Source organism: Agrobacterium sp. Azo12 (assembly GCF_029193765.2).
Lineage (GTDB): Bacteria > Pseudomonadota > Alphaproteobacteria > Rhizobiales > Rhizobiaceae > Agrobacterium.
Genome location: NZ_JARFYO020000002.1, coordinates 502261 through 527805, shown reverse-complemented (window position 1 = coordinate 527805; position 25545 = coordinate 502261). Strand labels below are relative to the sequence as shown.

At 54.6% G+C, this 25545-nt stretch carries 21 protein-coding genes; 15 read left to right on the top strand and 6 right to left on the bottom strand.

Features of this window, described 5'->3' with window-relative positions; genetic code table 11:
* Positions 1 to 17: 17 nt before the first annotated feature.
* Entirely contained in the window at positions 18 to 473 is a 456-nt protein-coding gene (locus tag PYL13_RS18925) for a Csu type fimbrial protein (protein WP_441296684.1), read from the bottom strand.
* Between the two features lie 699 nt (positions 474 to 1172).
* Here PYL13_RS18925 and PYL13_RS18920 point away from each other — a divergent pair.
* On the top strand, positions 1173 to 3962 hold the full coding sequence (locus PYL13_RS18920; RefSeq protein ID WP_275643226.1) for a bifunctional aconitate hydratase 2/2-methylisocitrate dehydratase: 2790 nt from the start codon (positions 1173 to 1175) through the stop codon (positions 3960 to 3962).
* A 90-nt stretch (positions 3963 to 4052) separates the two neighbouring features.
* Here PYL13_RS18920 and PYL13_RS18915 read toward each other — a convergent pair whose 3' ends face one another.
* From PYL13_RS18915 to PYL13_RS18900, 4 genes are all read right to left on the bottom strand, one after another.
* Positions 4053 to 7037 (bottom strand): autotransporter outer membrane beta-barrel domain-containing protein, encoded by a 2985-nt coding sequence (locus PYL13_RS18915; protein WP_275643225.1) that lies wholly within the window; start codon positions 7035 to 7037, stop codon positions 4053 to 4055.
* A gap of 165 nt (positions 7038 to 7202) precedes the next feature.
* Entirely contained in the window at positions 7203 to 8315 is a 1113-nt protein-coding gene (locus PYL13_RS18910; RefSeq protein ID WP_250984509.1) for an ABC transporter permease, read from the bottom strand.
* 3 nt (positions 8316 to 8318) lie between these two features.
* Positions 8319 to 11129: a ribosome-associated ATPase/putative transporter RbbA gene (gene rbbA / locus PYL13_RS18905; RefSeq protein WP_275643224.1), complete on the bottom strand. Its 2811-nt coding sequence runs from the start codon at positions 11127 to 11129 to the stop codon at positions 8319 to 8321.
* A 10-nt stretch (positions 11130 to 11139) separates the two neighbouring features.
* On the bottom strand, positions 11140 to 12210 hold the full coding sequence (locus tag PYL13_RS18900; RefSeq protein ID WP_275643223.1) for an HlyD family secretion protein: 1071 nt from the start codon (positions 12208 to 12210) through the stop codon (positions 11140 to 11142).
* A gap of 488 nt (positions 12211 to 12698) precedes the next feature.
* Between PYL13_RS18900 and PYL13_RS18895 the strand changes: the two genes are divergently transcribed.
* Genes PYL13_RS18895 through PYL13_RS18865 form a run of 7 tightly spaced genes read left to right on the top strand, consistent with a single transcriptional unit; the run spans position 12699 to position 18690 of the window.
* On the top strand, positions 12699 to 13136 hold the full coding sequence (locus PYL13_RS18895; protein ID WP_275643347.1) for an acetyl-CoA carboxylase biotin carboxyl carrier protein: 438 nt from the start codon (positions 12699 to 12701) through the stop codon (positions 13134 to 13136).
* Complete coding sequence (accC, locus tag PYL13_RS18890; protein ID WP_275643222.1) at positions 13136 to 14518, top strand: acetyl-CoA carboxylase biotin carboxylase subunit; 1383 nt, start codon at positions 13136 to 13138, stop codon at positions 14516 to 14518. The genes PYL13_RS18895 and accC overlap by 1 nt, the downstream gene beginning before the upstream one ends.
* Positions 14515 to 14943: an acetyl-CoA carboxylase gene (locus PYL13_RS18885; RefSeq protein WP_250984513.1), complete on the top strand. Its 429-nt coding sequence runs from the start codon at positions 14515 to 14517 to the stop codon at positions 14941 to 14943. The genes accC and PYL13_RS18885 overlap by 4 nt, the downstream gene beginning before the upstream one ends.
* Positions 14940 to 15647, top strand: coding sequence for a 5-oxoprolinase subunit PxpB (gene pxpB, locus PYL13_RS18880; protein WP_275643221.1), 708 nt, complete (start codon positions 14940 to 14942; stop codon positions 15645 to 15647). The genes PYL13_RS18885 and pxpB overlap by 4 nt, the downstream gene beginning before the upstream one ends.
* Positions 15644 to 16639 carry a biotin-dependent carboxyltransferase family protein gene (locus tag PYL13_RS18875; RefSeq protein ID WP_275643220.1) on the top strand — a complete coding sequence of 332 codons (996 nt, stop codon included), beginning with the start codon at positions 15644 to 15646 and terminating at the stop codon, positions 16637 to 16639. The genes pxpB and PYL13_RS18875 overlap by 4 nt, the downstream gene beginning before the upstream one ends.
* Positions 16640 to 16668: 29 nt before the next feature.
* Positions 16669 to 17436, top strand: coding sequence for a 5-oxoprolinase subunit PxpA (locus PYL13_RS18870; protein ID WP_275643219.1), 768 nt, complete (start codon positions 16669 to 16671; stop codon positions 17434 to 17436).
* Positions 17437 to 17484: 48 nt separating this feature from the next.
* On the top strand, positions 17485 to 18690 hold the full coding sequence (locus tag PYL13_RS18865; RefSeq protein ID WP_275643218.1) for a pyridoxal phosphate-dependent aminotransferase: 1206 nt from the start codon (positions 17485 to 17487) through the stop codon (positions 18688 to 18690).
* Positions 18691 to 18736: 46 nt separating this feature from the next.
* Here the strand turns inward: PYL13_RS18865 and nac are convergent, their stop codons facing one another.
* On the bottom strand, positions 18737 to 19642 hold the full coding sequence (gene nac, locus PYL13_RS18860; RefSeq protein ID WP_192489722.1) for a nitrogen assimilation transcriptional regulator NAC: 906 nt from the start codon (positions 19640 to 19642) through the stop codon (positions 18737 to 18739).
* 230 nt (positions 19643 to 19872) lie between these two features.
* On the opposite strand from nac, the gene PYL13_RS18855 reads away from it, so the two are divergent.
* The 7 genes from PYL13_RS18855 to PYL13_RS18825 all read left to right on the top strand — a co-directional run bounded on the left by PYL13_RS18855 (position 19873) and on the right by PYL13_RS18825 (position 25425).
* Positions 19873 to 20652 (top strand): SDR family oxidoreductase, encoded by a 780-nt coding sequence (locus PYL13_RS18855; RefSeq protein WP_275643217.1) that lies wholly within the window; start codon positions 19873 to 19875, stop codon positions 20650 to 20652.
* Positions 20649 to 21356 carry an amino acid ABC transporter permease gene (locus tag PYL13_RS18850; RefSeq protein ID WP_250984519.1) on the top strand — a complete coding sequence of 236 codons (708 nt, stop codon included), beginning with the start codon at positions 20649 to 20651 and terminating at the stop codon, positions 21354 to 21356. The genes PYL13_RS18855 and PYL13_RS18850 overlap by 4 nt, the downstream gene beginning before the upstream one ends.
* Positions 21353 to 22111: an amino acid ABC transporter permease gene (locus tag PYL13_RS18845; RefSeq protein ID WP_192489719.1), complete on the top strand. Its 759-nt coding sequence runs from the start codon at positions 21353 to 21355 to the stop codon at positions 22109 to 22111. The genes PYL13_RS18850 and PYL13_RS18845 overlap by 4 nt, the downstream gene beginning before the upstream one ends.
* Positions 22108 to 22869, top strand: a complete 762-nt coding sequence (locus PYL13_RS18840; RefSeq protein ID WP_192489718.1) for an amino acid ABC transporter ATP-binding protein — start codon at positions 22108 to 22110, stop codon at positions 22867 to 22869. The genes PYL13_RS18845 and PYL13_RS18840 overlap by 4 nt, the downstream gene beginning before the upstream one ends.
* 31 nt (positions 22870 to 22900) lie before the next feature.
* Positions 22901 to 23737 (top strand): ABC transporter substrate-binding protein, encoded by an 837-nt coding sequence (locus PYL13_RS18835; RefSeq protein WP_275643216.1) that lies wholly within the window; start codon positions 22901 to 22903, stop codon positions 23735 to 23737.
* A 103-nt stretch (positions 23738 to 23840) separates the two neighbouring features.
* On the top strand, positions 23841 to 24515 hold the full coding sequence (locus PYL13_RS18830) for a 4-carboxy-4-hydroxy-2-oxoadipate aldolase/oxaloacetate decarboxylase (protein WP_259148797.1): 675 nt from the start codon (positions 23841 to 23843) through the stop codon (positions 24513 to 24515).
* 139 nt (positions 24516 to 24654) lie between these two features.
* Positions 24655 to 25425 (top strand): SDR family oxidoreductase, encoded by a 771-nt coding sequence (locus tag PYL13_RS18825; protein WP_250984522.1) that lies wholly within the window; start codon positions 24655 to 24657, stop codon positions 25423 to 25425.
* The last annotated feature ends 120 nt before the right edge of the window (positions 25426 to 25545 follow it).

The following is a 25545-nucleotide window of genomic DNA, read 5'->3' as shown; positions in this document are numbered from 1 at the left end:
GATCCTCCCTTTGGCGATCAATAAGTGAGTGTGGCCGTCACGGTATCCGTGTAAGTGCCAGGAGCAGGGGTGTTTTGGGGCCCAACACGCCCATAGACAGTAAAAGGCTGTGCCGCGCCGGTTCCTGTCCCGGTTAACCTGTCCGTGCCTACCGTGTTGCCCCAAACAAGTGAGTGTGCGGCATCTCTGTAGAGGCTGTAAGCGATTGTGGCCGAGGCGGGGCCGGTCATTAAACGGGTCGTAACTGTTGCGCCAGTCCCAGCGCCCGCACTTAGACCTAGACTAAATGGCGTGCCCGTCGTGCATTGCACGATAATCTGGCTGGTTGCATCTACATTGGCCGCGAGAACACCATTGGTGCCAAAATTGAGATTGGCGGCAGAGTTAATCTGGCAGGCTGCCTGAATGGTGATCTGCACCGTGAAGTTCGTCGATGTAGACGTCTGCGCAAAGGCGACGGCTGGCAGAAACATCAGTGAAACAAACGGAACAAAATAGCGTATTGGTGCGAACTTCATGCTCTCTCCCTGTGCCATTGCACCGCAATTTGGCCGGCGCCTGGCAATGAACGAATACTCCAATAACGAGTAATAAGAACTTGCTAATGTTCGCTTAGATTGGGTTAACAAATTCTTAATTTTCGAACCCGAATAACTACCGGGCGAAATTGAATATGTAGTACAATTACTTATCGAGAATTTGGCGGATTTTTCGGGGTAAAATTGTTTATTATCAATGCATTAATTAGCTTCTTCGGAAATTTGCCGCCCGGCAACTGCCAGCCACATCTGCCAACCGTTTTTGCGGCCCTTACGATTATGTCTTTACCAGGCGTCAAATTTGCCAACTGAAGAGGCACTGTTATCAGGTTTGGATTTCCTTGATGACAGTTCTCGGACCCCGCCTCGATAAGTGCCCGTTTCCGTTATATCGCTGGCATCAAACGGCACGAATTTAAGCATTTAGAGGTTTGCGGCTTAACCACCCTGCGCAGCGCGGTTTTTTAAAGCTTTTCGCTGAAACCGAAGTAATATTTTTTTACTGAAATGCAGTATCTTGCAAGTCGGCCTTTGTTGACGTACTCGAAACCTGCACGACCCTTGGGCCGATTAACAATACCGTTTGGTGGCGCTGCGTTTCAGCGCCATACACATTATGACGTTGGGATTACGATGAACCTTTATTTGGATTACCTGGCTGAGATCAAAAGCAGAGAAACTCAAGGGCTCGCTCCCAAACCGATTGATGACGGAGCTCTCGTCGGTGAGATCATTGCGCTGATCAAGGATACAGGTAGCGAACACCGCGCCGATGCCCTCAAATTCTTCATCTACAACACGCTGCCAGGCACCACCAGTGCTGCAGGTGTCAAAGCCGCGTTCCTGAAGGAAATCATCCTTGGCGAAGCGGTCGTGCCCGAGATTACGCCGACGTTTGCTCTCGAACTCCTGTCGCACATGAAGGGTGGTCCTTCGGTCAAGGTTCTGCTCGATATCGCGCTCGGTGACGATGCTGCAATCGCAACCAAGGCCGGTGATGTGTTGAAGACCCAGGTCTTCCTTTACGATGCCGACATGTTCCGTCTGCGTGATGCCTACAAGGCTGGCAATGCCGTCGCGAAGAGCGTTCTCGAAAGCTATGCCAAGGCTGAATTCTTCACCAAGCTTCCTGACGTCGAAGACGAAATCAAGGTTGTGACCTTCATCGCAGCTGAAGGCGACATTTCGACTGACCTTCTTTCGCCGGGTAACCAGGCGCATTCGCGTTCCGACCGCCAGTTGCATGGTCAGTGTATGATCACGCCTGAAGCACAGGCGGAGATCGTTGCGCTGCAGAAGCAGCATCCTGACAAGCGCGTTATGATGATCGCCGAAAAGGGTACGATGGGCGTGGGTTCGTCGCGTATGTCCGGCGTAAACAACGTTGCGCTGTGGACCGGCAAGCAGGCCAGCCCTTATGTGCCTTTTGTCAACTTCGCGCCAATCGTTGCGGGCACCAACGGTATCTCGCCGATCTTCGCGACCACTGTCGACGTGACCGGTGGTATTGGTATCAACCTGAAGAATTGGACCAAAAAGACCGGTGACGATGGCAAGCCGATCCTCAACAATGATGGCAACCCGATCCTTGAACAGCAGTTTTCGGTAGAAACCGGCACTGTTTTGAAAATCGACGCGAAGGGTAAAAAACTTCGTGATGAAAATGGCAACGAATTGGTTGATGTTGCTGCGGCCTTCACACCGCAGAAGATGGAGTTCATGAAGGCTGGTAGCTCCTACGCTATCGTTTTCGGCAAGAAGCTCCAGACATTTGCCGCCCAGACCCTCGGCGTTGAGCCGACTCCGGTCTTTGCGCCAAACAAGGAAATTTCAATCGAAGGCCAGGGACTGACAGCTGTTGAAAAGATCTTCAACCGCAACGCGGTTGGCGTGACGCCAGGCAAGGTATTGCATGCGGGCTCCGACGTCCGTGTAATTGTAAATATTGTCGGTTCGCAGGATACCACCGGTCTGATGACTGCGCAGGAACTTGAGGCGATGGCGGCGACCGTCATTTCGCCGCTGGTTGACGGTGCTTATCAGTCCGGTTGCCATACGGCTTCCGTTTGGGACAAAAAGGCACAGGCCAATATTCCAAAGCTGATGTCCTTCATGAACAACTTCGGCGTTATCACTGCGCGTGACCCGAAGGGCGCTTACCACTCGATGACCGACGTCATCCACAAGGTGTTGAACGACATCACCGTGGATGACTGGGCAATCATCATCGGCGGCGACAGCCACACCCGCATGTCCAAGGGCGTTGCGTTTGGTGCAGACTCTGGCACCGTGGCGCTGGCACTGGCCACCGGTGAGGCAACAATGCCAATCCCGCAGTCGGTCAAGGTGACCTTCAAGGGCACGATGCAACCGTACATGGACTTCCGCGACGTGGTTCACGCGACCCAGGCGCAGATGCTGAAGCAGCATGGCGACAACGTCTTCCAGGGCCGCATCATTGAAGTTCACCTCGGTACGCTTCTCGCTGACCAGGCCTTCACATTCACCGACTGGACGGCTGAAATGAAGGCCAAGGCGTCGATCTGTATCTCGCAGGACGAGACCCTGATCGAGTCGCTGGAAATTGCAAAGTCGCGTATCCAGATCATGATCGACAAGGGCATGGACAATGCTGTTGGTACGCTGAAGGGCCTGATTGCCAAGGCGGATCAGCGCATTGCCGAAATCCGTTCGGGTGAAAAGCCTGCTCTGAGCCCGGATGCCAACGCAAAGTACTTCGCAGAAGTCGTCGTGGATCTCGACATCATCAACGAGCCAATGATCGCTGACCCTGACGTCAACAATACAGACGTTTCCCGTCGCTATACGCACGACACGATCCGCCCGGTTTCTTACTACGGCGGCACCAAGAAGGTTGACCTTGGATTCGTTGGTTCATGCATGGTGCATAAGGGCGACATCAAGATTGTTGCCCAGATGTTGAAGAACATCGAAAAAACTGCAGGCAAGGTTGAGTTCAAGGCACCTCTGGTGGTTGCAGCACCGACCTACAACATCATTGACGAGTTGAAGGCTGAAGGGGATTGGGAAATCCTGCAGAAGTATTCCGGCTTCGAATTTGATGACCTGAAGCCAAAGACTGCCAACCGTACCGAGTACGAGAACATTCTCTATCTTGAGCGTCCAGGCTGCAACCTTTGCATGGGTAACCAGGAAAAGGCTGAAAAGGGTGACACGGTTCTCGCAACCTCGACCCGCCTGTTCCAAGGCCGCGTTGTAGAAGACACCTCGGAGAAGAAGGGTGAATCGCTTCTGGCGTCGACCCCGGTTGTGGTGCTGTCGGCAATTCTTGGTCGCACGCCAAGCATTGAAGAGTACCGCAGTGCAGTTGACGGCATCGACCTGACCAAGTTCGCGCCGCCAAAGACCACACCGATCGATAGCCTGTCGGTCCACTACTAAGATTTGACCAGAAGCACAGTGCCCTGAAGTTGAAGAACTTCGGGGCACTGTTCTTTTGTGCGGATGTTTGCCGGACAACTATTGTCGACGCTAGAAATTGACCTGCAGGTTGGCATGGGCCGCATTGGACTGGAAACCACTGGCAAACTCGCCCGCATAACTCAGTGTCAAACGTGCGGATTTGGAAAGTCTGGCGGTAATGCCAGCTTTTACCAACAGTGAATCCCGCGGCATGGTCACGCCTTCCAGAATGAAAGGTGAGCCACCCTCAAATGCGAAAAATGAGGTGGGCGAAAGATCACCGATTGCGTGGCGCCAGCCCAGCATGCCGGATACTATCACCGGCATATCAGTTGGCAGGTTGGCAGCCCAGCGCATGCCTATGGTGGAGACGGTCAGGTTGTTGGAGCCGCCGGCAACAGACAAGGCTGCGACACCGCCATCTTCACGGAAATCATCCGTATTGAGATTGATATAGGCAAGATTGGCGAAGGGCTGCAACTTGACATCATCCAGTTGCAGCGTCCAGGAAATGTCGCCAAAGGCCTGAAGAGTATCGCTGCCATAATCGGCCGTCAGCCGGTCGGTAAAGGAGCCGAATGCGATATCACGTTTGGTCGAGATATCGTTGCGCGAGTAGATGGCGCCGCCGAGTATATCCAGAGGGCCGAAGTCACCGGCAGCATATAGGCCTGCATGATAACTGTCCGCAGTGGCCTCAGAACCTGCGGAAAGAGAGCTGTATCCGAGAATGCCGCCGAGACGCCATTGTTCTGAAATGGAAAAATCAGCGCCGATGAGTGAGCCCGCGACACGGGTATCAAGGCCGCTGGCTACACCATTTTCAGAAAAATTACCTTGGGCAAATATGCCGGTTGTCCAAAACGACAGCTCTTCCTGATCTGCCCAGGGTCTGGCGATCAGCGGGTTCATCTGATCCATGATCGCGTCACGGGGAAATTGGCTTTCCCAGAGGAATGCGCTTTTGAGAGATGCGTGAACCTCGCCGTTAAGCTGTGAAAAGGCGGTCTCGGCGGTTTCTATATTGAGAGGCAACACCGCCATGAACAGTGCATTTGTCGATCCCAGACTCTCAACGGCTGCTGCGGTTACGCGTTCATTTTGTGTCAGGGCAACATCAGCAAAACGCACAGTATTGCGATCAAGTCTGAGATCCACTGTGGTGGGATTGTAGGTCAGCGTCGGGGAAAGAAACGCAAAGTCGCTGGCGATGGTGTCGAAACTACCGGTAATGCTGCCAGCCGACAGGATCGTGTAGGCCGTGGACGGGCCATAGGTGTTGCTTGCTGCACGAATATCGAGCGTACCACCTTCGATATCGATTGTGCCGATGGCGTTCACCTGATCCGACAAACCGGTTGAGGTAATATCCACCTGGTAGGTCGATCCAATGCGCAAGGTCAGGTCACCATTCACGGAAACGGTTTGCAGGCTAGGACCAGGGGAGAGAATGCCACCGGCATTGATCACCAATCCGCCGGAGACACCGCTGCCGGACAGCAAGCCGCCGTCAAAAACATCGATCGTTCCGGTGACTGTTCCTTGATTGATGAATTCACCGCCGCTGACGCTCGCCGCACCACTGATGATGCCGGTGTTTGAGAAGGAACCACCATTGTTGGTCAATGACGCAACTGTACCGTCATTCGACGCAGTGCCGGAATTGGTAACCGCGCCAGTCGTTGCACCGCTGTTATTGGTAAATGTGCCCTGATTGCCGATCTCGACGGAAGCAAGCGTTGCATTGTTGACGACCGTGCCGCCATTGATTGTAGTTGCGCCCGTAACCTCGCCACCACTATTGTTGGTGAAAGAGCCAGCGTCATTTTGAAGGGATGCGATGGTTCCGGCATTGGTCACCGTGCCGGAATTTCTGATATGACCCGCGATGCCGTCCGAGTTGTTGATGAAGGCTGCAGCGGCTGCAACGTCGGCGTCGGTTATCTCGAAATTGTTGGTGACTGTCCCGCCAGTAATGGTGGTCTGTCCAGTGATTGTGCCACCGGCATTGTTGACGAAGTCTCCGGCCGTGTTGGTCAGCGAGGCGATTTCGCCGGCATTTGAACTGTTGCCGGCATTAGTAACGGCACCGGCCGTGCCATCCGTTGTGTTGGTAAAGATGCCACCAGCCCCAACACTCACGGCATTCATCTCTGCATTGTTGGTGACAGTGCCTCCGGCCACGGTTGTTGTGCCAGAGACAGCACCGCCGAAGTTGTTGGTGAAACTTCCCGCATCGTTTTGCAGGGATGCGATGGTACCGGCATTGGAGACTGTGCCGGAGTTTCTGATGTTGCCAGCCGTTGCGCCGTTGTTGTTGACGAAATCTGCTGCCGCGGCGACATCTGCATCTGTCATCTGGAAATTGTTGGTCACCGTTCCGCCGGAGATTATCGTCTTTCCGGTGATGACGCCGAGGTTGTTGTTGGTGAAGTTGCCTGCCGTATTTGTCAATGAGCCAAGCGTGCCGGCATTCGACGCCGTACCGGCATTGGTGAGTGCACCTGCAGTGCCAGTTGTGTTATTGGTAAAGGTCCCGCCGGAGGACACAGAAACATCGCCCACAGTTCCGCTGTTGGAAAGTGCAGTGGTCGCTTCCACCACAGCACTACCTAGGCTGCCATTTACCGCAACGTTGCCTGCATTCAATTGCAGTTTGCCGTTGAGCGTTCCATCAATAAACAGGTTGCCGCCATTCAGGTCGATATCGGAATTCACGACGCCACCAGCATTGATGCCGAGGCTGCCGGAGTTGATCGTGCTGCCACTGGTCACCGTAAGTGTCCCGGTATTGGTGATGGTAACATCGCCGCCATTTACACCAAGCTGATTGACGGTGACGTTATTGGTGACCTGCGGGGAACCAGTGTTGACAGCCGCTGCATCATTTGCGCCCGGCAGAGCAGGTGTCCAGTTCGTTCCGTTGCTGAATTCATTGTCCGTATTACCGGTCCACACCGACTGCGCAAACGACGGCACGACAAAGGCCAGTGAGGCTAATGCTGTGAAAAGCCCGAGACGTCGAGCCAATACCGGAAGCAGTTGATGTGTCATTTAGCGACCGATGCTAACGAGCGCCGACAACCATCGGCGGGCAGATAACGACTCGTAACCAAGCATGGTTAATGAAGTCTTAACTGTCAACGTGCGGCGGCTTTGCTCGATCCCCTGATTCACAAGGGTTTCACGCCAGATAAAGCACTCAAAAACGTGCCTGGTTTATCGCAGGAAGTTGCGGAACCGGCGCAATGCCAAAGTGAAGAGAATGACGGCAATAACCAGCAGGGCAAGCAACTGCGGCCACACAACATCAAGGCCGGCACCCCTGAACAGCACCGCCTGTGCGAGGATGACGAAATGGGTGTTGGGTGCAAGCAGCATGATGTGCTGGATGATGTCAGGCATGCTTTCACGCGGTGTCATTGCACCTGAAAGCACCTGAAGCGGCAACAGTACCAGAATAAGCAGCAGACCGAATTGCGGCATCGAGCCCGCGACGGTCGCAAGGAATATCCCCATGGATGTCGTTGCAAACAGAAACAGTGCCGTTCCCAGCAGGAAGATGAAAGGAGAGCCCTCAATCGGTACGCCAAGCAACCCTTTGACCACCCCGAACAGGGCAAAACCTGCAGCAACCAGCACCACCAGGCCCATCGACCAGATTTTGCTGAGCATGATTTCCGTGGGTGTTACCGGCATGACCAGTAGATGTTCGACGGTGCCGTGCTCACGCTCACGGATCAGTGCAGCGCCCGTCAGGATAATCGACAACATGGTGATGGAAGTAATGATGTTGTTGATGGAGCCGAACCACGATTTGTCGAGTGACGGGTTGAAACGTGCCCGCAGCGTCAGGTCCACGGGAACATTGGTGTGGCCGCGATACCGCTCCAGAAACTCATTGACCTCACTCGTCACGATCGACTGGATGTAGCTGCTGCCACTGAACGCCTGGCTCATACGTGTTGCGTCAACATTCAGCTGGATTGCCGGATGCTGGTTTGCCAGCACATGGCGCTGGAAATCCGGGGGAATGTTGAGGGCGAATGTATCAAGCCCCGCATCCATTCTGCGATCCATCTCACTGATGTCGATCAGCTTCGGCGGCACGAAATAGGGCGGCGTGAATGCCGTGCTGATGCGGCCGGAAAGAGGCGATTGGTCCTCATCGACAATTGCAATTGCGGCATTGTTGAGCGTTTCGGGCAGGGCGCTTGATCCGGTATAGATTTGCAGACTGAATGCGTAGAGGATCAGCAGCACCAGCATCGGATCGCGTGCCAGTCCACGCAATTCCTTTAAACCTAGCTGAAAGATGTTGGATGAAAACAAAGCTCAGCTCTCCTGCTTTTTAAGAAGCACGGCACCGAGTGTCGCAAGGATTGGTATGGCGATCAGCAGGGGAATGAAGGAACCGGCAAGGCCTGCAAAATCAAGCGCCTTGGAAAAGGCGCCGCGTGAGATGGTCATAAAATAGGTGGTGGGGTAAATTTCGCCGATGAAGGCACCCGCACCCTGAAGGGATGAGACCGGGTCGGTCATACCGGAATATTGCGTGGCTGGAATAAGTGTCAGCAGTGCAGTTCCGAAGATTGCTGCGATCTGACTAGACATGAATGTCGACATGAAAATGCCGATCGAGGTCGCAATGATCACATAAAGAAGGGCCGCTGCCGCGTAGGCAATAAAGCTGCCTGTGAAGGGAACGCGCAAGACTAGCGTCGCAAAGGCAACCAGCAGCAGGAAATTCATCACGCCTAGAACAACGTAGGGGATCTGTTTGCCGAACAGGAATTCCAGCCGTGTGACGGGGGTCACATAGAGGTTGATGATGGATCCGAGTTCCTTTTCTCGCACCACGCTGAGGGCTGCCAACATGGCCGGGATGAGCATCAACAGAAGCGGAATGACTGCTGGCACCATAGCAACCAGACTTTTGACATCAGGGTTGTAGCGAAAGCGTGTCTCGATGGAAAATGTGCCGCGGGTTGCCTCCGTGCCGTAAAGTTGTCTTGCCTTTCGGGTGAGCCAATCAGCATGCATGCCTTGGACGTAGCCGCTCACAGTTTCCGCCCGTTGCGGCATGGCGCCGTCGATCCAGGCGCCGATTTCGACGTCATCGCCACGCTGCACCTTGCGCCCGAAACCCGGCGGAATTTCAATGGCCAGACTTATCTCGCCATCACGCATCCGCTTGTCCATGTCGGCATAATCGCGAATGGGCTCTTTTTCGATGAAGTAGCGGGATCCGGCAATGTCGAGGACATAATCCCTGCTTATGGTGGTATCGTCCCGGTCTAGTACAGCGAATGTCAGGTCTTCGACATCCATATTTATGCCGTAACCGATGACAAACATCAGGATGACGCTGCCCAGCACCGCAAGCGTGGCACGAATGGGATCGCGCTGAAGTTCAAGTGCTTCGCGCCGCGTGTAGCTGAACATGCGCCTGATATCGAAGAAGCGTTTCTTGCTCATCGCCTGCGGATGGCTGGCAGCGGCAAGTTTGGTTATATCAGCCGTCTGAGAGGTTTTTGCCTTATCGGTCTTGTCCGAAGCCGTGATGCCCGAGGCTTCCTCCAGATAGGCGATGAATGCATCTTCCAGCGTGGGAGAATTGCGGCTTTTGGCAATGGCGGCTGGCGTGTCGCTTATCAACACCTTGCCTGCATGCATTAATGAAATGCGGTCGCAACGCTCCGCTTCATTCATGAAATGCGTGGAGATGAAGATCGTTACATTGTCTTTGCGGGAGAGATCGGCAAGGATTTGCCAGAATGCATCACGCGCGATTGGATCAACACCCGAGGTGGGTTCGTCAAGGATCAGCACATCTGGTGAATGGATCATGGCAACGGCCAGCGACAGGCGCTGGCGTATGCCAAGCGGCAGCCCGTCCGGCAACGTATCCATCACGTCTTGCAAGGTGAACCGTTGCGCCATTTCATCAATGCGTGTCGGAATGGTTTCGTCAGGCAGTTTGAACAGGCGAGCGTGCAAATCAAGGTTTTGGCGAACGGTCAATTCGCTGTAGAGCGAAAAAGCCTGGCTCATGTAACCGACACGGCGGCGCACCGCCATGTCACTCGCATCGACCTTGTTGCCGAAAAGCTTTGCCTCGCCTTCGCTGGCGGCCAGAAGGCCGGTCAACATTTTCATGGTTGTTGATTTGCCGCAGCCATTGGAGCCGAGAAAGCCGAAGATTTCGCCGCGTGGAATCTGGAAACTGACATTGTCCACGGCGGTAAAACTGCCAAAGCGCATGCTCAGATGGCTGGCCTCGATGGCATATTCCTGCGTGCCGCCGGTTTCTCGAGGCGGAATAACGACATCGACATGATTACGGCGTTCCGTCTCTGGCAGCATGGCAATGAAGGCGGCATCAAGATTGGCGGCCCCTGTGCGTTCAAGCAGTTCTGAAGGTGTGCCAGTGTCGAGAACCTTGCCGGCATTCATGGCAACAAGCCAATCGAAGCCTGCGGCTTCTTCCATATAGGCTGTCGCGACGATAACGCTCATGCCCGGCCGTCCGACACGGATCGCGTCAATCAGTTCCCAGAACTGCCGCCGTGACAGCGGATCGACACCAGTCGTGGGTTCATCGAGGATCAGCAAATCCGGATCGTGGATCAGCGCGCAACAAAGGCCGAGTTTCTGTTTCATACCACCGGAAAGCTTGGCTGCCGGCCGGTCAGCAAAAGGGCCAAGACCGGTACTATCAAGCAGTTCGCGAATACGGGTTTCACGCTCCTGTTTGTCCTGGCCGAACAGGCGGCCAAAAAAATCGACATTCTCGAAAACAGAAAGTGTTGGGTATAGGTTTTTGCCCAGTCCCTGCGGCATGTAGGCAATGCGGGGGCAGGTGGCATTGCGATGTTTCGCATCGGCAATGTCGCCATCGAGAACTTCGACCTTGCCCTTCTGAACAGCCCGTGCGCCGGAAACGAGTGACAGAAGGCTGGATTTTCCAACGCCGTCAGGGCCGATCAGTCCCACCATGCAGCCTGACGGGATATCCAGCGATACCTCGCTCAGGGCAATCGTTTTTTTGTAGGTGAGAGTGACGTTTTGGAGCCGTACCACAGCGTTCTGACCGCTTTTGGCGGAACTCGAGGCAGTGCTGTTGTTTGTGTCAGCCTCGTTCATCGCGGCGCCGTTATTTTACAAGGTTCTGTTCGAGATTTTGCGGCCATGTTGCTTGCGCATCCAGCCGGACATACGCCATGCCCGGTAAGCCGGTTTTGACGTACTGGATGTATTTTTGCAGCAATTCCTGCGGTATTTGGGCGCGAACCCGGAACGTCAGTTTCTGACGTTCTTCTTCAGTCTCAACCGTTTTGGGCGTAAACTGCGCCACATCGGCAACGAAGGACACCTGGGCAGGGATGGTCAACTGGGGAGCCGCGTCCAGCACAAGACGAACGTCTGAACCAATTGAGGTCCGGCCAGCTTCTGCCGTTGGCAGGAAAAAGGTCATGTAGACGTCGCCAAGATCCACGAGGTTCAAGACACGGCCACCGGCAGACAGAACCTCGCCGGGCTGGGCGATGCGGTATTGAATTCGCCCGTCGCGGGGTGCCGTCAAAGTGCTGTCGGCAATGTCGGTTTCGATACTGTCAATTTGTGCCCTTGCCGCATCAACAGCTGCTTCGGCATCCACCACTTGCGCCTTAGCAGCATTGATGGCGGCATCAGAGGCCGCAAGCGACGCTTCTGCCGCAGCAAGTGTTGCCCTTGCAGCCTGCTCGGCTGCTTCGCTGTCATCGACGACCTGCTGTGACACGGTATTGTTGGTCAACAGTTGCCGCGAGCGCGCATTGGTTTTCACCGCGGAATCGAGCTGGGCTTTGCGCTGTTCGATGACGGCTAGTGCAGATTTTCGTTCTGCCTCACGCTGGGCAACGAGGCTATGGGCCGTATCGACCGATATCTCCGCGCGGCGCCGCTGTGCTTCGGCCTGTCGTTTGCTGGCTGCCAGCTGGGCGGTGTCCATTTGTGCAAGTGGCTGGCCAGCCTTGACGAATTCACCTTCGCGAACCATCAACTCCTTGAGCCTGCCAGCTGTTTTGGTGGAGATGTCAATCTCCACGGCCTCTATACGACCATTGCTGGAGACAAAACCTGCGGGCAAATTATCACCCCGCAGAACGGTCCAAGCGTAATATCCCACGCCGATGGCAATAACGGCGATGACGCCCCAAACCCAACCTCTTGCAGCTTTGAACATTACACTTAATCCGATTTATGGTTTTCGTGACTATGCATTAGGGGTTGAGGAAATGAACACCCTCTTGAGAGCCATGTCAAACGGCTTGGTGCCGCCACGCAATATAAATTTTCACATCTCAAAAAGGGCCAAGCCTTTGGCGCATTTTCGAAAATTGCAAAAAGTCAAAAGGCATTGACCGCTTAACTTCGTGGTATCGACATGGCGGTGTTTGGACATGTCGGTGGTGTGTGGCTTTGCCGGCATTTGAAGATACGCAACTGGTCAATCAGGTTGATCTGAAAATCTCTTTAAAAAATTCAAGGTTTATGCGCCGTTGATGCGGGTTTTCGGTGTGAAGGTGTTTGGGGAAATCTGGAGCAAACCGGGCTATATCAAAAGTTCTTCTGACCCCATCAAACAACCTATCGTGCTAGGTCTGGTTCAGTCGACGATGGTCCGGCCTTTGCGGGATCGTAGTGCGGCTTCGAACAATGCCGAGTGTGCTCATGGACCTGCCGAAGATAAAAGCGCTGATTGATTTTGTCGGGCGAACCAACGTTACCGAACTGAAGGTAACGGAAAAGGACGTCACCGTTCGAATTTTCCGAACTGGCCACGAAATCTCTGCTGCAACGGTCACGACACCGACTGACGGCGTTCACGCTACTCTGCAGGATACGCAAACGGCACCCTCTCACAACAACAGTTCTGGCACATCCGTCCGTGCACCGATCTTCGGTGTTTTGCACCGTGCATCTGCACCGGGCCAGCCGCCATTCGTCAATATTGGCGATGTGGTGGAAGAGGGGCAGACACTTTTTATTATCGAGGCCATGAAAGTATTCAATAAGATCGCCGCGCCCTGTGCTGGCCGTATCACCTTCGTTACGGATGTTGATGGCGGAGAGGTCGAAACCAACAATTTGCTGGCGGAGATTGCGTGATGGCAGAGAATTTCGCCAGCGCTGATCCACTCTTTGATACGGTGCTGATTGCCAATCGTGGTGAGATTGCTGTGCGCATACAGCGCGCCTGCCGCGAGCTTGGCCTGAAGACAGTTTCGATTTGCTCTGAGGCTGACAGGCAAGCCTCCTATGGCGAAACGGCAGATCATTTTGTCTGTATTGGTCCCGCCAATGCGCGCAGAAGCTATCTCAATCAGGATGCCATTCTTCTGGCCGCCCGGTTAACCGGTGCAGGTGCCATTCATCCCGGTTACGGTTTTCTGTCCGAGAACACGTCATTTTCGGCAGCCGTAGAGGATGCCGGACTGACCTTTATCGGTCCAGATGCACGGTCCATTGCCACCATGGGTGACAAGATTACCGCTAAGAAGGCGATGATTGCCGCGGGTGTGCCATGTGTGCCAGGGCCGGATACGGCGCTTCCAGATGACCATGCCACGGTTGAGCAGATTGCCCGTGACATTGGTTATCCTGTCATCATTAAGGCCGCAGGCGGCGGCGGTGGGCGTGGCATGCGGGTGGTTCAGGAACCATCTGCGCTGATCGAAGCAATGACCCTGACGCGTGAAGAGGCCAGACAGGCCTTCGGCAACCCTGCGCTCTACATGGAGAAGTTTCTCCAGCATCCCCGTCATATTGAGATACAGGTGCTTTGCGACACCCATGGAAATGCGGTTTGGCTTGGGCATCGCGATTGTTCAATGCAACGGCGCCATCAAAAAGTGGTCGAAGAAGCCCCGGCCCCGGGTATTGCAGCCGATATCATTGAGCCTGTTGGTTTGGCGTGCGTGGAAGCCTGCCAGCAGATTGGTTATCGCGGCGTTGGCACGTTTGAATTTCTGTATGAAGATGGAAAATTCTACTTCATCGAAATGAATACCCGTTTGCAGGTCGAGCATCCCGTTACTGAAATGACCAGTGGTATCGACATCGTGCAGGCCCAGATCAAGGCGGCGCAAGGTGTACGACTCGTTCTTCAGCAGGATGATGTTGTCTGTGATGGACACTCTTTCGAGTGCCGGATCAACGCCGAAGATCCCGATACATTCCTGCCATCGGCAGGGGCCGTCACAGACATTGCCTGGCCGCAAGACGAAGGAGTCCGGCTCGATACCCATATCTATCCCGGTTACCGGGTGTCGCCCTATTACGACTCCCTGATTGCCAAGTTGATCGTGCATGCGCCGACGCGGGCTGAGGCCATCACCAAGATGCGAACCGCGCTTGCCGGGACACGCGTTGAAGGCATTTCCACCAACCTGCCTTTGCTGCGTGCCCTGTTTGAAGACGCGGCTTTTGCCCAAGGCGAAACGGACATTCATTATCTAGAAAAGTGGCTGAAAGCATGGAGAGCGGCATGAGCAGGCTCGATTTCACCGATCCCGCCTCTCTTGAAGCTCTGACGGAGATGTTGTCGGCTGCCGGTGTCGAAGGCTTGGAAATCTCCACGCCAAATGCGCAGTTGCGGCTGGTTATTTCCGTGCCAGAGACCGTGAGAACGTCTCCGTCTGCCGTGGCTTTGAAACCGACGAATGCGACATCCAGCACGACGGTGAAGGCACCGATTGCCGGGCATTTCCATGTGTCACATCCGTCTCTTGCCTCTGGGGCGGGTCAATTCCCCCGCTCGGTTGTTGCGTCCGATGTGATTGGATTTATTCGTATCGGCCAAATTCTCGTGCCCGTCCTTGCCGGTCGCACTGGCTTGTTAACCCGTCAGCTCGCCGAGCAGGATGCTCTGGTTGGCTTCGGTGATGTTTTGTTCGAACTCGGGCCTCAATCATGATTGCCAGATCAAGTATCCTTGCGTCGCACCATGAAATTCAGCCTGTCGTTAAAGGTCGGGCAAATATTTCCTTCATCGGCTCACGCTCCTTTCTGCTTGAAGCGCCGGGTGAATTCGATTTACCGGCACAGCGCTTTATCTGGGCGCTTTCGCAAACTGTAAGTGCATGGGCTGATGTTGCGGAAGTCATTCCCGGCATGACCAACCTGCTTACCATTTTCAAGGAAACGCCTGCAGACCCCGATGCTGTCGTCGGCCGTCTGCTGGACGCATGGGATAATGCCGCAAGTATCGATCTCTCGGGAAAAACGATTGAGATACCGGTTCACTACGGCGGTGAATACGCAACGGATCTTGCCGCATTATGCGACTTTTCCGGCTTAAGTGACCGTGAGGTTGTACGCATTCATCATGAAGCGACATACAGGGTTTTTGCGCTCGGTAGCGCGCCCGGCTTTGGGTACCTGCACGGGCTTGATGGCCGTATTTACATGCCGCGCAAAACGGTGCCGTCCATCAAGATGGAAAAGGGTTGCGTGACAATTGGTGGCATGCAGACCGGTGTTGCCATGCTGACCGGTCCCAATGGCTGGAACTCAATCGGCTACGCGGATTTGAAAATGTTCGATCCAACGTTAGCGACACCGGCGCTTCTGGCGCCTGGCGACACTGTCCGTTTTGTGCCAGCGAGGGTAGAGCTATGATCGAAATCCTCGAAACCGGCCCTTTCAACACCGTTCAGGATCTCGGACGTCCGGGCTTTCGCAATATTGGTGTCACGGCTGGCGGCGCCATGGATCCGCTTGCTGTAAAAATCGGCAATATTCTTGTTGGGAATGAGCCGGATGCAGCGGTCATTGAAGTGCAGACCTTTCCGTTCAAATTGCGTGTTTCTACGCCGATGGTTTTTGCGGTAACCGGTACAGGTGGCTTGGTGCTGCTGAATGGCAAAGACGTGTTGCCATGGTGCGCTCATCTGGCCAAGGACGGTGATGTGCTGGAATTGCGACAACCGGTTAAACGCGCCCGCGCTTATGTTGCTGTTGCCGGCGGATTGGATGTTCCAGTGCTGATGGGATCACGCAGCACGGCACTGCGCGGCAATTTCGGCGGCAATGACGGAAGACCGCTTGCCAAGGGTGATCATCTAGAAACTGGCAGGCAGGAGAATATTTTGCCATTGCCTGCAAGTGGCTTGGCGGTGGTGGAGCCATCACAAGCTTTGGCCAATGTCTTTCCTGTCATCGTTGACGGCGTGTTGCAGGTTCGCGCTATTCCGGCTGGCGAACATCATTTGTTTGCCGATGATGGTGAAGCCTTCTGGGGGCAGGTCTGGCGTATCTCGTCGCGCAGTGACCGCACAGGTTACAGGCTGTCCGGCGAGCCAATCAAACCGACCGAGACCAGAGAAATGCGCTCGCACGGTGTGGTTCCAGGCGTAGTACAGGTTCCGCCCGGTGGGGAGCCGATTATTCAGATGAGCGATGCCAATACCGCTGGTGGTTATCCGAAGATAGCCGGTGTGATCGAGGCTGATCTGTGGCGGCTTGGACAGGCAAATCCCGGCGGAAAGATCAGGTTCGTCCGGACCAGCCACGAAGAGGCACGCCAGGTTGAGCAAGCGGTAAAAACCTATCTAGAGGACATCAAACGGACTGCAGACATGGTCAAGCGCGCTTTGAAGGCGATGGCCTGAGCAGCAACCGGATCAAGAGGGAGGAACTGATGAAAATCGATCTCAATTCCGACATGGGTGAAGGTTTCGGCCCCTACCGCTTGTGTGACGATGACGCCATGATGAAGCTGGTGTCGTCCGCCAACATTGCCTGCGGTTTTCACGGCGGTGATCCCGATACAATGGCGCGCATGGTGCGTTTGGCCAAGCAGAATGGCGTTGGCATTGGTGCGCATCCGGGTTTGCCTGATCGGACAGGTTTTGGGCGGCGCGAACTGCCGTTTCAGCCCGATGAATTGCGCCAGCAGATGCTTTACCAACTGGGTGCACTGATCGCGATCGCCAAAAGCGAAGGCGTTGAGGTTGGTCATTGCAGTTTTCATGCGGCGATGGGCAACATGGTCAATCGTGATCCGGTGCTTGCCGACATGATGATGAACGCCATTTCTGCTGTTGATCCCAAGCTGGTGGTCTTTGTAACCCCGCAAAGTGAAATCGAAAAAGCCGCCAAGCGTGCCGGTTTGAAAACCCTTGCCCTATTCCTGGCCGACCGCGCCTATGACGCTAAGGGTAACCTTGTTGCCCGTGGTCTTCCAGGTGCGTTGGTCAAAGATGAACCATCCGTGCGTGCCCGTGTTCGCCGTTTTCTGACCGATGGGTCAGTTGAGGCTATCGATGGCACCATTCTTGCCATGCCGGCTCGGTCCATTCTTGTGCATAGCGATACGCCGGGTTCGCTGGAATTGGCCGGTATCGTGCGCAGCGAAATCATTGCTTCAGGTGCGACCCTCGCGCCAGCCGCAGAACTTGCGTCTTAACAGGCCGCTCATCGGCCTTCTCCTTCATCTCACAGAAAGATCATTCCGATGCCTTCTACCGCTGACAGATTGAAAAACGTCTCCATATCCGCTTCTGCTGCCATGACACAGCGTGCCAGAGAACTGGCTGCGCAAGGTATCAAGGTTGTCAGCCTGTCGTCTGGGGAACCGGATTTTCCGACACCTGCCCATGCCATTGAGGCCGCCCATGAGGCTGCTCTTGGGGGCCAGACAAAATATCCGCCTATGGATGGCACACCGGGGCTGAAGGCTGCTATCGCCAGAAAGTTCAAGCGCGACAACAACCTCACCTATGATGCAAGCCAGATCATCGTGTCCGGCGGCGGCAAGCAGGTTATTTTTAATGCCATGCTTGCGACCTGTAATCCGGGTGATGAGGTGGTTATTCCAACGCCGTCATGGGTGAGCTATGCCGACATCGTCAAGTTTGCCGGCGGCGTGCCGGTTCCTGTTCCCTGTGTTGAAGAGACCGGCTTCAAGCTGCGTGCAGAAGATCTTGAAGCGGCAATCACGCCGCGTACCAAATGGCTGCTGTTGAACTTCCCGAACAACCCAACCGGCGCTGCCTGCTCACGGTCGGAAATGGCCGCAATTGCAGAGGTGATGTTGCGTCATCCGGATGTCTGGATCTTGACCGACGATATTTACGAACATCTCGTTTATGATGGGTTTGAATTCGGCACGATTGCTGATGTCGAACCACGTCTCTATGACCGTGTTCTGACGATGAATGGCGTTTCCAAAGCTTATGCGATGACCGGCTGGCGTCTTGGTTATTGCGCCAGCGGTTCAAAGCAACTGATTGCGGCGATCAGCAACGTGAACGGCCAAAATAGCGGCGGTATCGCCACGGTTACGCAGGCCGCAGCTATTGCAGCATTGGATGGACCGCAGGATCTGTTGAAAGAGCGCGCTGCAATCTATCGCGAGCGTCGCGATCTTGTGCTGAGTAAGCTGGCGGAAATTGAGGGTCTGCGTTGCCACAAGCCGGAAGGTGCATTTTACCTGTACCCGAACATGTCCGGGCTGATCGGCAAGACCACCAAGGGTGGCCGCAAGATTGAAGGTGACGTCGATTTTGTCATGGGGCTGGTGGAAGAACACCACGTTGCCACCGTTCAGGGCGCGGCCTATGGCATGAGCCCGTATTTCCGCATTTCCTATGCCACTAGCGTCGAAATGTTGAACGAAGGTTGCGCCCGTATCGCGCAGTATTGCAAGGATATGCGCTGATAGATTTGATCTGCCGGCCTGAATGTCGCGCCGGCAGGTAACTTCCTTACAGTTTCAACTTTTCGGTCAGCTCGACCAGAATGTCCTTCACGGCAAATGCCGGTTCCGACAAAGAGTTCTGGTCGGATGTGCATAAGGACAGGGTTTCCTCGATACGAGGAGACAAGATACGACAGATCAGCGGTTCGCTTGTTTCTGAGACGATACGGTCGGCGATCGCTTTCGGCATGATGGTTGCGCCAAGGCCATTGGCAACGGCACGTGCGAGAGTTCTGACAATCTCTACCTCTGCGACAACCTTGAGGTTGATGCGGCTTCGGGTAAAGGCCGTGTCGACAGCACGGCGTACAAAATTGTACGCAGGCGGCATTAGCATCGGCATACCGTCCAGCGCGGCAATCGGCACCGGTTTTGAGTCCGCCTCGATGGCAAAATCCCGGTGCGCCACCAGATAAAACTCTTCACTCAGCAGTGGTTCGAAACGCACGCCCTTGATCGGGCCGACGCCATGAATCAGGGCCAGCTCAAGGCGGCCGTTCATGATCATCTGGCTATACGTCTGTCCGACGCTTTCGGTCAGGTGAATGAGAATGCCTGGATGACGTTTACGTGTTTCGGCCAAGAGATCGACCGACAATGTTGCTGCACTGCTGAAGGGTACGAGACCGACGGAAACCCGTCCGGCAATCGAGTTTCCAGCTGCTGATGCATCCACCTGTGCCTGTTCCATCTGGCGCAGAATGATCTGCGCGTGACGGTAAACAGCGTGGCCGGCATCGGTCATCGTCACACCCTGCTGGCTACGGATGAGCAACTTCTGGCCAAAATGTTCTTCAAGCGCTGCGAGCTGCTGGCTGAGGGCCGGCTGTGCGAGATGCAGAATATCTGCCGCACGCGTGATGCTGCCGCTATCAACAATGACGATGAACGATTTTAAACGTCTTATATCCATGTTTTTTCAAATGGTTTTGAGTGGCGCGCAGATTACAGGCTGGGGCAGGTTTTGCAATGCAGGCCTTTGTATGAATTTCGTTATTCGCTGTCGTGGATTTTCGCCAATCCCGTACGGAAAAGCCGTTTTCTGCCCTCCATAAAAGTTCCTTATTACTCCAAAAGTAATCGGTCTTAGGCAAGAGCCCAAAGCTTAGCTAATGTTCATGACAACAAATAAAGGGGATCAGAATGCCATTCTCCGATTACAAGACCGCTTTGGTCACCGGCGCTTCATCCGGTATCGGCGCAGCAGTTGTAGAGCGGCTCCGTCGCGAAAATATTGAAGTTCATGCTGTTGCCCGCAGTGCGGATGCGTTGAATGAACTTGCAAATCGTACCGGCTGCATAGCGCATGCTATAGATGTTACCGATCGAGCAGCGCTTGCCACTCTGTCTGAGAAGGTTCAGTTCGATATTCTGGTTAATAATGCCGGTGTCGACAGGCCGAAAAAATTTCTGCAGGCTGATGCCGACGACATTGATCTTCTTGTCGATGTGAACCTGCGTGCGGTTCTGCATATCTGCCGTCTGATCGTTCCGGGCATGGTGGAGCGCGACCGCGGTCACGTCATCAACATTTCGTCGATTGCCGGCAATTACAACTTTGGAGGAAACTCCACTTACCACGCAGTCAAGGCTGGTGTTGCCATGCTGTCGAACCAATTGCGGCTGGATGCATTTGGCAAGCGGGTTCGTGTGACGGAAATCTGCCCGGGCCGGGTTGCGACGGATATCTTCAATCACGTGCACGGCAATGACCCGAGCGTGCGTGAACGTTTTATCGACGGTTTTGAATTGCCAAAGGCCGAAGACATCGCCGATGCGATAGCTTTTGCTATCGCAGCACCGGTTGCTGTCAATATTGGTCACATGGAAATTACTCCGACCTTGCAGGTGATGGGCGGTCTTCAAACTGCCAAGCCACAAACTGCCGCGCAGTCTGATGTCACCAAGGAGCCAAAGCCGTGAGCGGCTTTGATCTGATGTCCGTCCTGAGCAATCAGGAGTACATCGGGATGCTGCTCCACGGCATCAAGATCACATTTGCTATCTTCCTTGGCTCGTGGTCGCTGGCCATGTCATTGGCGCTGGTGCTGTTGTGCATCCGCTTTTCGCCGTTCAAATTCGGTGATCGTCTTGTTGCGGCGTATGTTTCCTACCATCGTAATGTGCCGACACTGGTACAGTTGATGTTGTGGTACTTCGGTATCTTCACTTTGCTGCCGTCGGGACTGACAAACTGGCTGACGGATCATAACGCCGAAGCAGTGTTTGCCGTGGTAGGGCTTGGACTTTGTCAGGCCGCTTATTTCAGTGAGGATTTGCGGTCAGGTTTGCGCTCGGTCAGTCCTGGGCAGATGGAGGCGGCAAAAGCACTGGGGCACGGTTATCTGTCGGCCATGCGCTTCATCATCATGCCGCAAGGTGTGCGTAATGCATTGCCGCCGCTCATCAACCACAGCGTTTCCCTGTTCAAGAACAGCAGTCTTGCTCTGGTTATCGGTGCGTCCGAATTGACCCATGCGGTCAAGGAAATTGAAAATCTCAGCTTCCAGACCTTTGAAATCTATCTGGTTGGGACTGTTCTTTATCTCTTCTTCTCGCTGTTGATCATGGCTGCCGGAGCTTATCTGTCGATGCGTCTGGATCCTGTATGGAGGGCACGGACATGATCGGAGATATGATCACCATCATCCAAGACTACTGGCTGCTTTTGTTGATCGGTCAGTACCCGAATGGCCCGCTTGGTGGCCTTGCCAACACGCTTATTCTGTCAGCGCTCGCTATTGCCTTTGCGTTCCCGGTCAGCATTCTCATGGCCATGGCACGCCTGTCCAAATGGCGCATGGTCCGGTGGCCGATCACAGCGCTTGTTTATGTCACACGCGGCGTACCGTTGCTGATGCTGATCCTGTGGACCTACTTCCTCATCCCGTTGTGGACGGGCGCTGATGTACCAAGCTTCGCCATTATGCTGGTGACGCTCGTTGTCTATCAGGGCGCATTCCTTAGCGAGGTTGTCCGGGCTGGTATTGTTGCCCTAGGGGCAGGGCAGATGGATGCAGCAAGAGCGCTGGGGCACAGCTATCTCAGCGCCATGCGTTTTATCATCCTGCCGCAGGCGCTCTATAACATGATCCCGAGCATGATCTCGACTTTCGTTGCGACGATCAAGGATACGACGCTTGGTTATGTCATTAACGTGCCGGACCTTACCTTCGCGGCAAGTCAGGTTAACAACCAGCTTCTGACGCAGCCCTTCCAGGTCTTCCTCATTCTGGCAATCGTTTATTACGCCATTTGCTGGAGCCTGACCTATCTCGCCAATGCTGTTGAGCGCCGTATTGCCAAGCGCCGCGCGGGTGTGGTTGCCCGCCCGCAACCGGAAACGCTGGCGCAGGCCAAAATCATAACGGAGCAGCCATGACCACGACATCATCATCGAAAGAGCAGACGATCCGTATCTCGAATGTCTGCAAAAGCTATGGCGACTATCAGGTTCTGAAAAATGTTGACGCTGAGGTGGCGCGTGGCGAAGTGGTGGTCATCTGTGGTCCTTCGGGTTCCGGAAAGTCGACGCTGATCCGCACCGTTAATCGTCTTGAGGAAATCAACAGCGGTTCGATCACGCTGGATGGCCAGGACATTCATGCGGCGACAAAAACGAAGGAACTCAACCTGCTGCGTAGCCGGGTTGGTTTCGTGTTCCAGAGCTTCAATTTGTTTCCGCATCTGTCGGTGCTGGAAAATGTGACGATCTCGCCCATCCGCGTCAAAGGTGTTGCACCTGATGTAGCCCGCGACAAGGCATTGAAACTTCTGGATCGAGTTGGTCTGGCCGACAAGGCTGGCGCTTACCCGGCTCAATTGTCCGGCGGTCAACAGCAGCGTGTGGCGATTGCCCGCGCTTTGGCGATGGAGCCTCCGGTCATGCTGTTCGATGAGCCGACAAGCGCGCTCGATCCTGAAATGGTTGGCGAAGTGCTGGCCGTGATGAAGGGATTGGCCGCAGAAGGCATGACCATGATGTGTGTCACGCATGAAATGGGCTTCGCCCGCGAAGTTGCCGACCGCATCTGGTTCATCGATGCCGGTGAAATTATCGAAAAGGCAACGCCTGAAGAGTTTTTCACCACACCACGCCATCCGCGCGCGCAGCGGTTCCTGTCCGATCTGCGTCACTGATACCAAGCAAAATCATAAGAGGAGAACTGCAATGAACTGGAAATGCCTTACACTCACCGCCATTCTCGCTGGTACAGCCCTTGCGACGCCTGCCGCTGCGGATCAGCTGGATACGATCATGTCCAACAAGGTTTTGCGTTGCGCGACCTTCGCAGACGTTGTTCCTTTTGCTGCTCCCGATCCAAAGACCCGCGAAATGGCTGGTTTCGACGTTGATCTTTGCAATGCCATTGCCAAGGAACTCGGCGTAAAGGCTGAGGTCAAGCCTGTGTCGGTTGAAGCCCGCGTACCAGAGGTCAAGCTCGGCCGCGTTGATATCACGGTTGCCAACCTTGCCTATACACAGAGCCGCGCAGAGCAGATCCAGTTCAGCGATCCCTATTACCTTGCCAAGGAAATGTTGATCGTGCCGGTTGATGATGCCGGTCAGAAGAAGGCCGACTATGAAGGTCAGCGCGTTGCCTCCACCAAGGGCTCGACCTCTGAAATGTCGATCAAGCTCAACAAGTCCGATCCTTTGACCTTCCAGGACACTGCGTCTGCCTATCTCGCCGTTCAGCAGGGTAAAGCCCGTGGCATGGTTGCCAACACCATGACAACGACGAAGTTTGTCAACGAATCCAAGACCAAGGGCAAGCCAATGCGCATGATTGAGGAGCCAATGCTCTATCAACGGATCGGTATTGGCATGGCCAAGGACAATCCGGCTCTGACCGCCAAGATCAACGAAGTGCTGAAGAAGCTCGATGCAGACGGCGAGATCAACAAGATTTGGGACAAGTGGCTTGGCCCGAATACCGAATACAAGATGACCCGTACCGACAAGGTGGTTCCACTTTCCGAACTGAAGTTCGACCCGATTCCTTGATCCTGCCGGGCTAAGGCCCCTCAGCATCCATTGAAACACACACATCAACATCAATGCGAGCGGCGGGACGTTCCCGCCGCATGCCTTACCGTGGGAGGTTTTTATGATCCACATTAAAGATATCGCAGAACGGCCAAGCAAAGAAGACATCGAAGCGCTTTCGAAGTTCTCGCCTGCAACCATCCATGAGGCACAGGGTCGTAAAGGTGCACTTTCCTCCCGTTTGAAGCCTGTCGACTACAAGATGAAGCTGTGCGGCCCCGCCTTCACGGTGAAATGCGCCCCGCGCGACAACATCATGCTGCAGCTGGCCATCAACTATGCCAAGCCCGGCGACATCATTGTTGTTTCGGCTGGTGAATATGAAGAAGCCGGTTCTTTCGGTGACGTGCTGGCCAATGCCTGCCTGGCAAAGGGTATCGGCGGTCTGGTCACTGACACCGGTGTGCGCGACACATTGCAACTGAGAGACCTCGGTTTCCCGGTTTTCTCTCTCAGCGTCTGCATCAAGGGCACTGTGAAAGAAACGATTGCCGCGGTGAATGACAGCATCATCGTTGGCGGCGAAATCATCAATCCCGGCGATATTATCGTTGGTGATGCCGATGGTCTGGTTGTCGTGCGCCGTGAAGACGCCCAGGAATCGGCGCGTCTGTCGCAAATCCGCGAAGATGCCGAAGCTGGTTACATTGAAGCCTACAAGCAGGGCAAATCGGTTGTCGAAGTCAGCAATCTCGAGGCCGTGTTGAAGGCCAAGGGTCTGGTTGTCGATATCTGATCATGTGGTGTTGCGAGGCAGATCTGCTGTTTCGCGCCATCGCCGGTGATCCCATGAGAAAAGAGGAACGGTGTGCCGGGTGTCCGATACCGTTCGTCCCTTGAATGAAATGACACCTCCTTTTAAGGAACAAGGTCTGATGACGTCTCGACTATTTGATTTGTCCGGTTTGCGTGTCTTGGTGACGGGTTCGTCGCAGGGGATTGGACTTGCTTTGGCGCAGGGTCTTATCGAGCATGGTGCATCTGTTGTGCTGAATGGCCGTGACAAGGTGCGGCTTGGCGAAGCGGCGGCAGCGCTGAAGGCTGAAACGGGCGTTGCTGTCGATACGGCAGATTTCGACGTGACGGATGCTGACGCGGTCAACCGTGGTGTCGAGGCGATCGAGCGGGATATCGGACCGATCGATATCCTGATCAACAATGCCGGCATGCAGTTCCGCTCACCGCTGGAGGATTTTCCAGCTGACCGGTGGGAACAGTTGCTGAAGACCAATATCTCCAGCGTGTTTTATGTTGGTCAGGCGGTGGCGCGTCACATGATCGGCCGTGGTCGTGGCAAGATCATCAATATCGCCTCGGTGCAGAGTGAACTGGCCCGTCCGGGAATTGCGCCCTACACGGCCACCAAGGGTGCTGTGAAGAACCTGACACGCGGCATGTGCACCGATTGGGCCAAATATGGCCTGCAGATCAATGCGATTGCTCCTGGATACTTCAAGACACCGCTCAATCAGGCACTGGTCGATAGTGAGGAGTTCTCGTCCTGGCTTGAGAAGCGCACACCGGCTGGCCGCTGGGGCAATGTCGATGAGCTGGTGGGCGCGGCTGTGTTCCTGTCGGGCAAGGCATCGTCGTTTGTGAATGGCCATACGCTTTATGTCGATGGCGGGATTACCACCAGCCTTTGAGTTTTGGCTCCGTGAGCCAAAGAGCCTTTTTGACATCCCATGATGGCGGTGATGGCGGATGCGTGCCCATCGGCCATGACTACTGATCATGCCCACTGACCATAACCGCGTGAGCGGTGT

Bases quoted from the DNA above. Each gene is read 5' to 3' on its own strand.
- PYL13_RS18920 (WP_275643226.1), top strand. From the start codon at position 1,173: ATGAACCTTTATTTGGATTACCTGGCTGAGATCAAAAGCAGAGAAACT.
- accC (WP_275643222.1), top strand. From the start codon at position 13,136: ATGGCAGAGAATTTCGCCAGCGCTGATCCACTCTTTGATACGGTGCTG.
- PYL13_RS18915 (WP_275643225.1), bottom strand. From the start codon at position 7,037: ATGACACATCAACTGCTTCCGGTATTGGCTCGACGTCTCGGGCTTTTC.
- PYL13_RS18845 (WP_192489719.1), top strand. From the start codon at position 21,353: ATGATCGGAGATATGATCACCATCATCCAAGACTACTGGCTGCTTTTG.
- pxpB (WP_275643221.1), top strand. From the start codon at position 14,940: ATGATTGCCAGATCAAGTATCCTTGCGTCGCACCATGAAATTCAGCCT.
- PYL13_RS18840 (WP_192489718.1), top strand. From the start codon at position 22,108: ATGACCACGACATCATCATCGAAAGAGCAGACGATCCGTATCTCGAAT.
- PYL13_RS18925 (WP_441296684.1), bottom strand. From the start codon at position 473: ATGTTTCTGCCAGCCGTCGCCTTTGCGCAGACGTCTACATCGACGAAC.
- PYL13_RS18830 (WP_259148797.1), top strand. From the start codon at position 23,841: ATGATCCACATTAAAGATATCGCAGAACGGCCAAGCAAAGAAGACATC.
- PYL13_RS18855 (WP_275643217.1), top strand. From the start codon at position 19,873: ATGCCATTCTCCGATTACAAGACCGCTTTGGTCACCGGCGCTTCATCC.
- PYL13_RS18835 (WP_275643216.1), top strand. From the start codon at position 22,901: ATGAACTGGAAATGCCTTACACTCACCGCCATTCTCGCTGGTACAGCC.
- PYL13_RS18875 (WP_275643220.1), top strand. From the start codon at position 15,644: ATGATCGAAATCCTCGAAACCGGCCCTTTCAACACCGTTCAGGATCTC.
- PYL13_RS18870 (WP_275643219.1), top strand. From the start codon at position 16,669: ATGAAAATCGATCTCAATTCCGACATGGGTGAAGGTTTCGGCCCCTAC.
- PYL13_RS18865 (WP_275643218.1), top strand. From the start codon at position 17,485: ATGCCTTCTACCGCTGACAGATTGAAAAACGTCTCCATATCCGCTTCT.
- rbbA (WP_275643224.1), bottom strand. From the start codon at position 11,129: ATGAACGAGGCTGACACAAACAACAGCACTGCCTCGAGTTCCGCCAAA.
- PYL13_RS18885 (WP_250984513.1), top strand. From the start codon at position 14,515: ATGAGCAGGCTCGATTTCACCGATCCCGCCTCTCTTGAAGCTCTGACG.
- PYL13_RS18900 (WP_275643223.1), bottom strand. From the start codon at position 12,210: ATGTTCAAAGCTGCAAGAGGTTGGGTTTGGGGCGTCATCGCCGTTATT.
- nac (WP_192489722.1), bottom strand. From the start codon at position 19,642: ATGGATATAAGACGTTTAAAATCGTTCATCGTCATTGTTGATAGCGGC.
- PYL13_RS18895 (WP_275643347.1), top strand. From the start codon at position 12,699: ATGGACCTGCCGAAGATAAAAGCGCTGATTGATTTTGTCGGGCGAACC.
- PYL13_RS18825 (WP_250984522.1), top strand. From the start codon at position 24,655: ATGACGTCTCGACTATTTGATTTGTCCGGTTTGCGTGTCTTGGTGACG.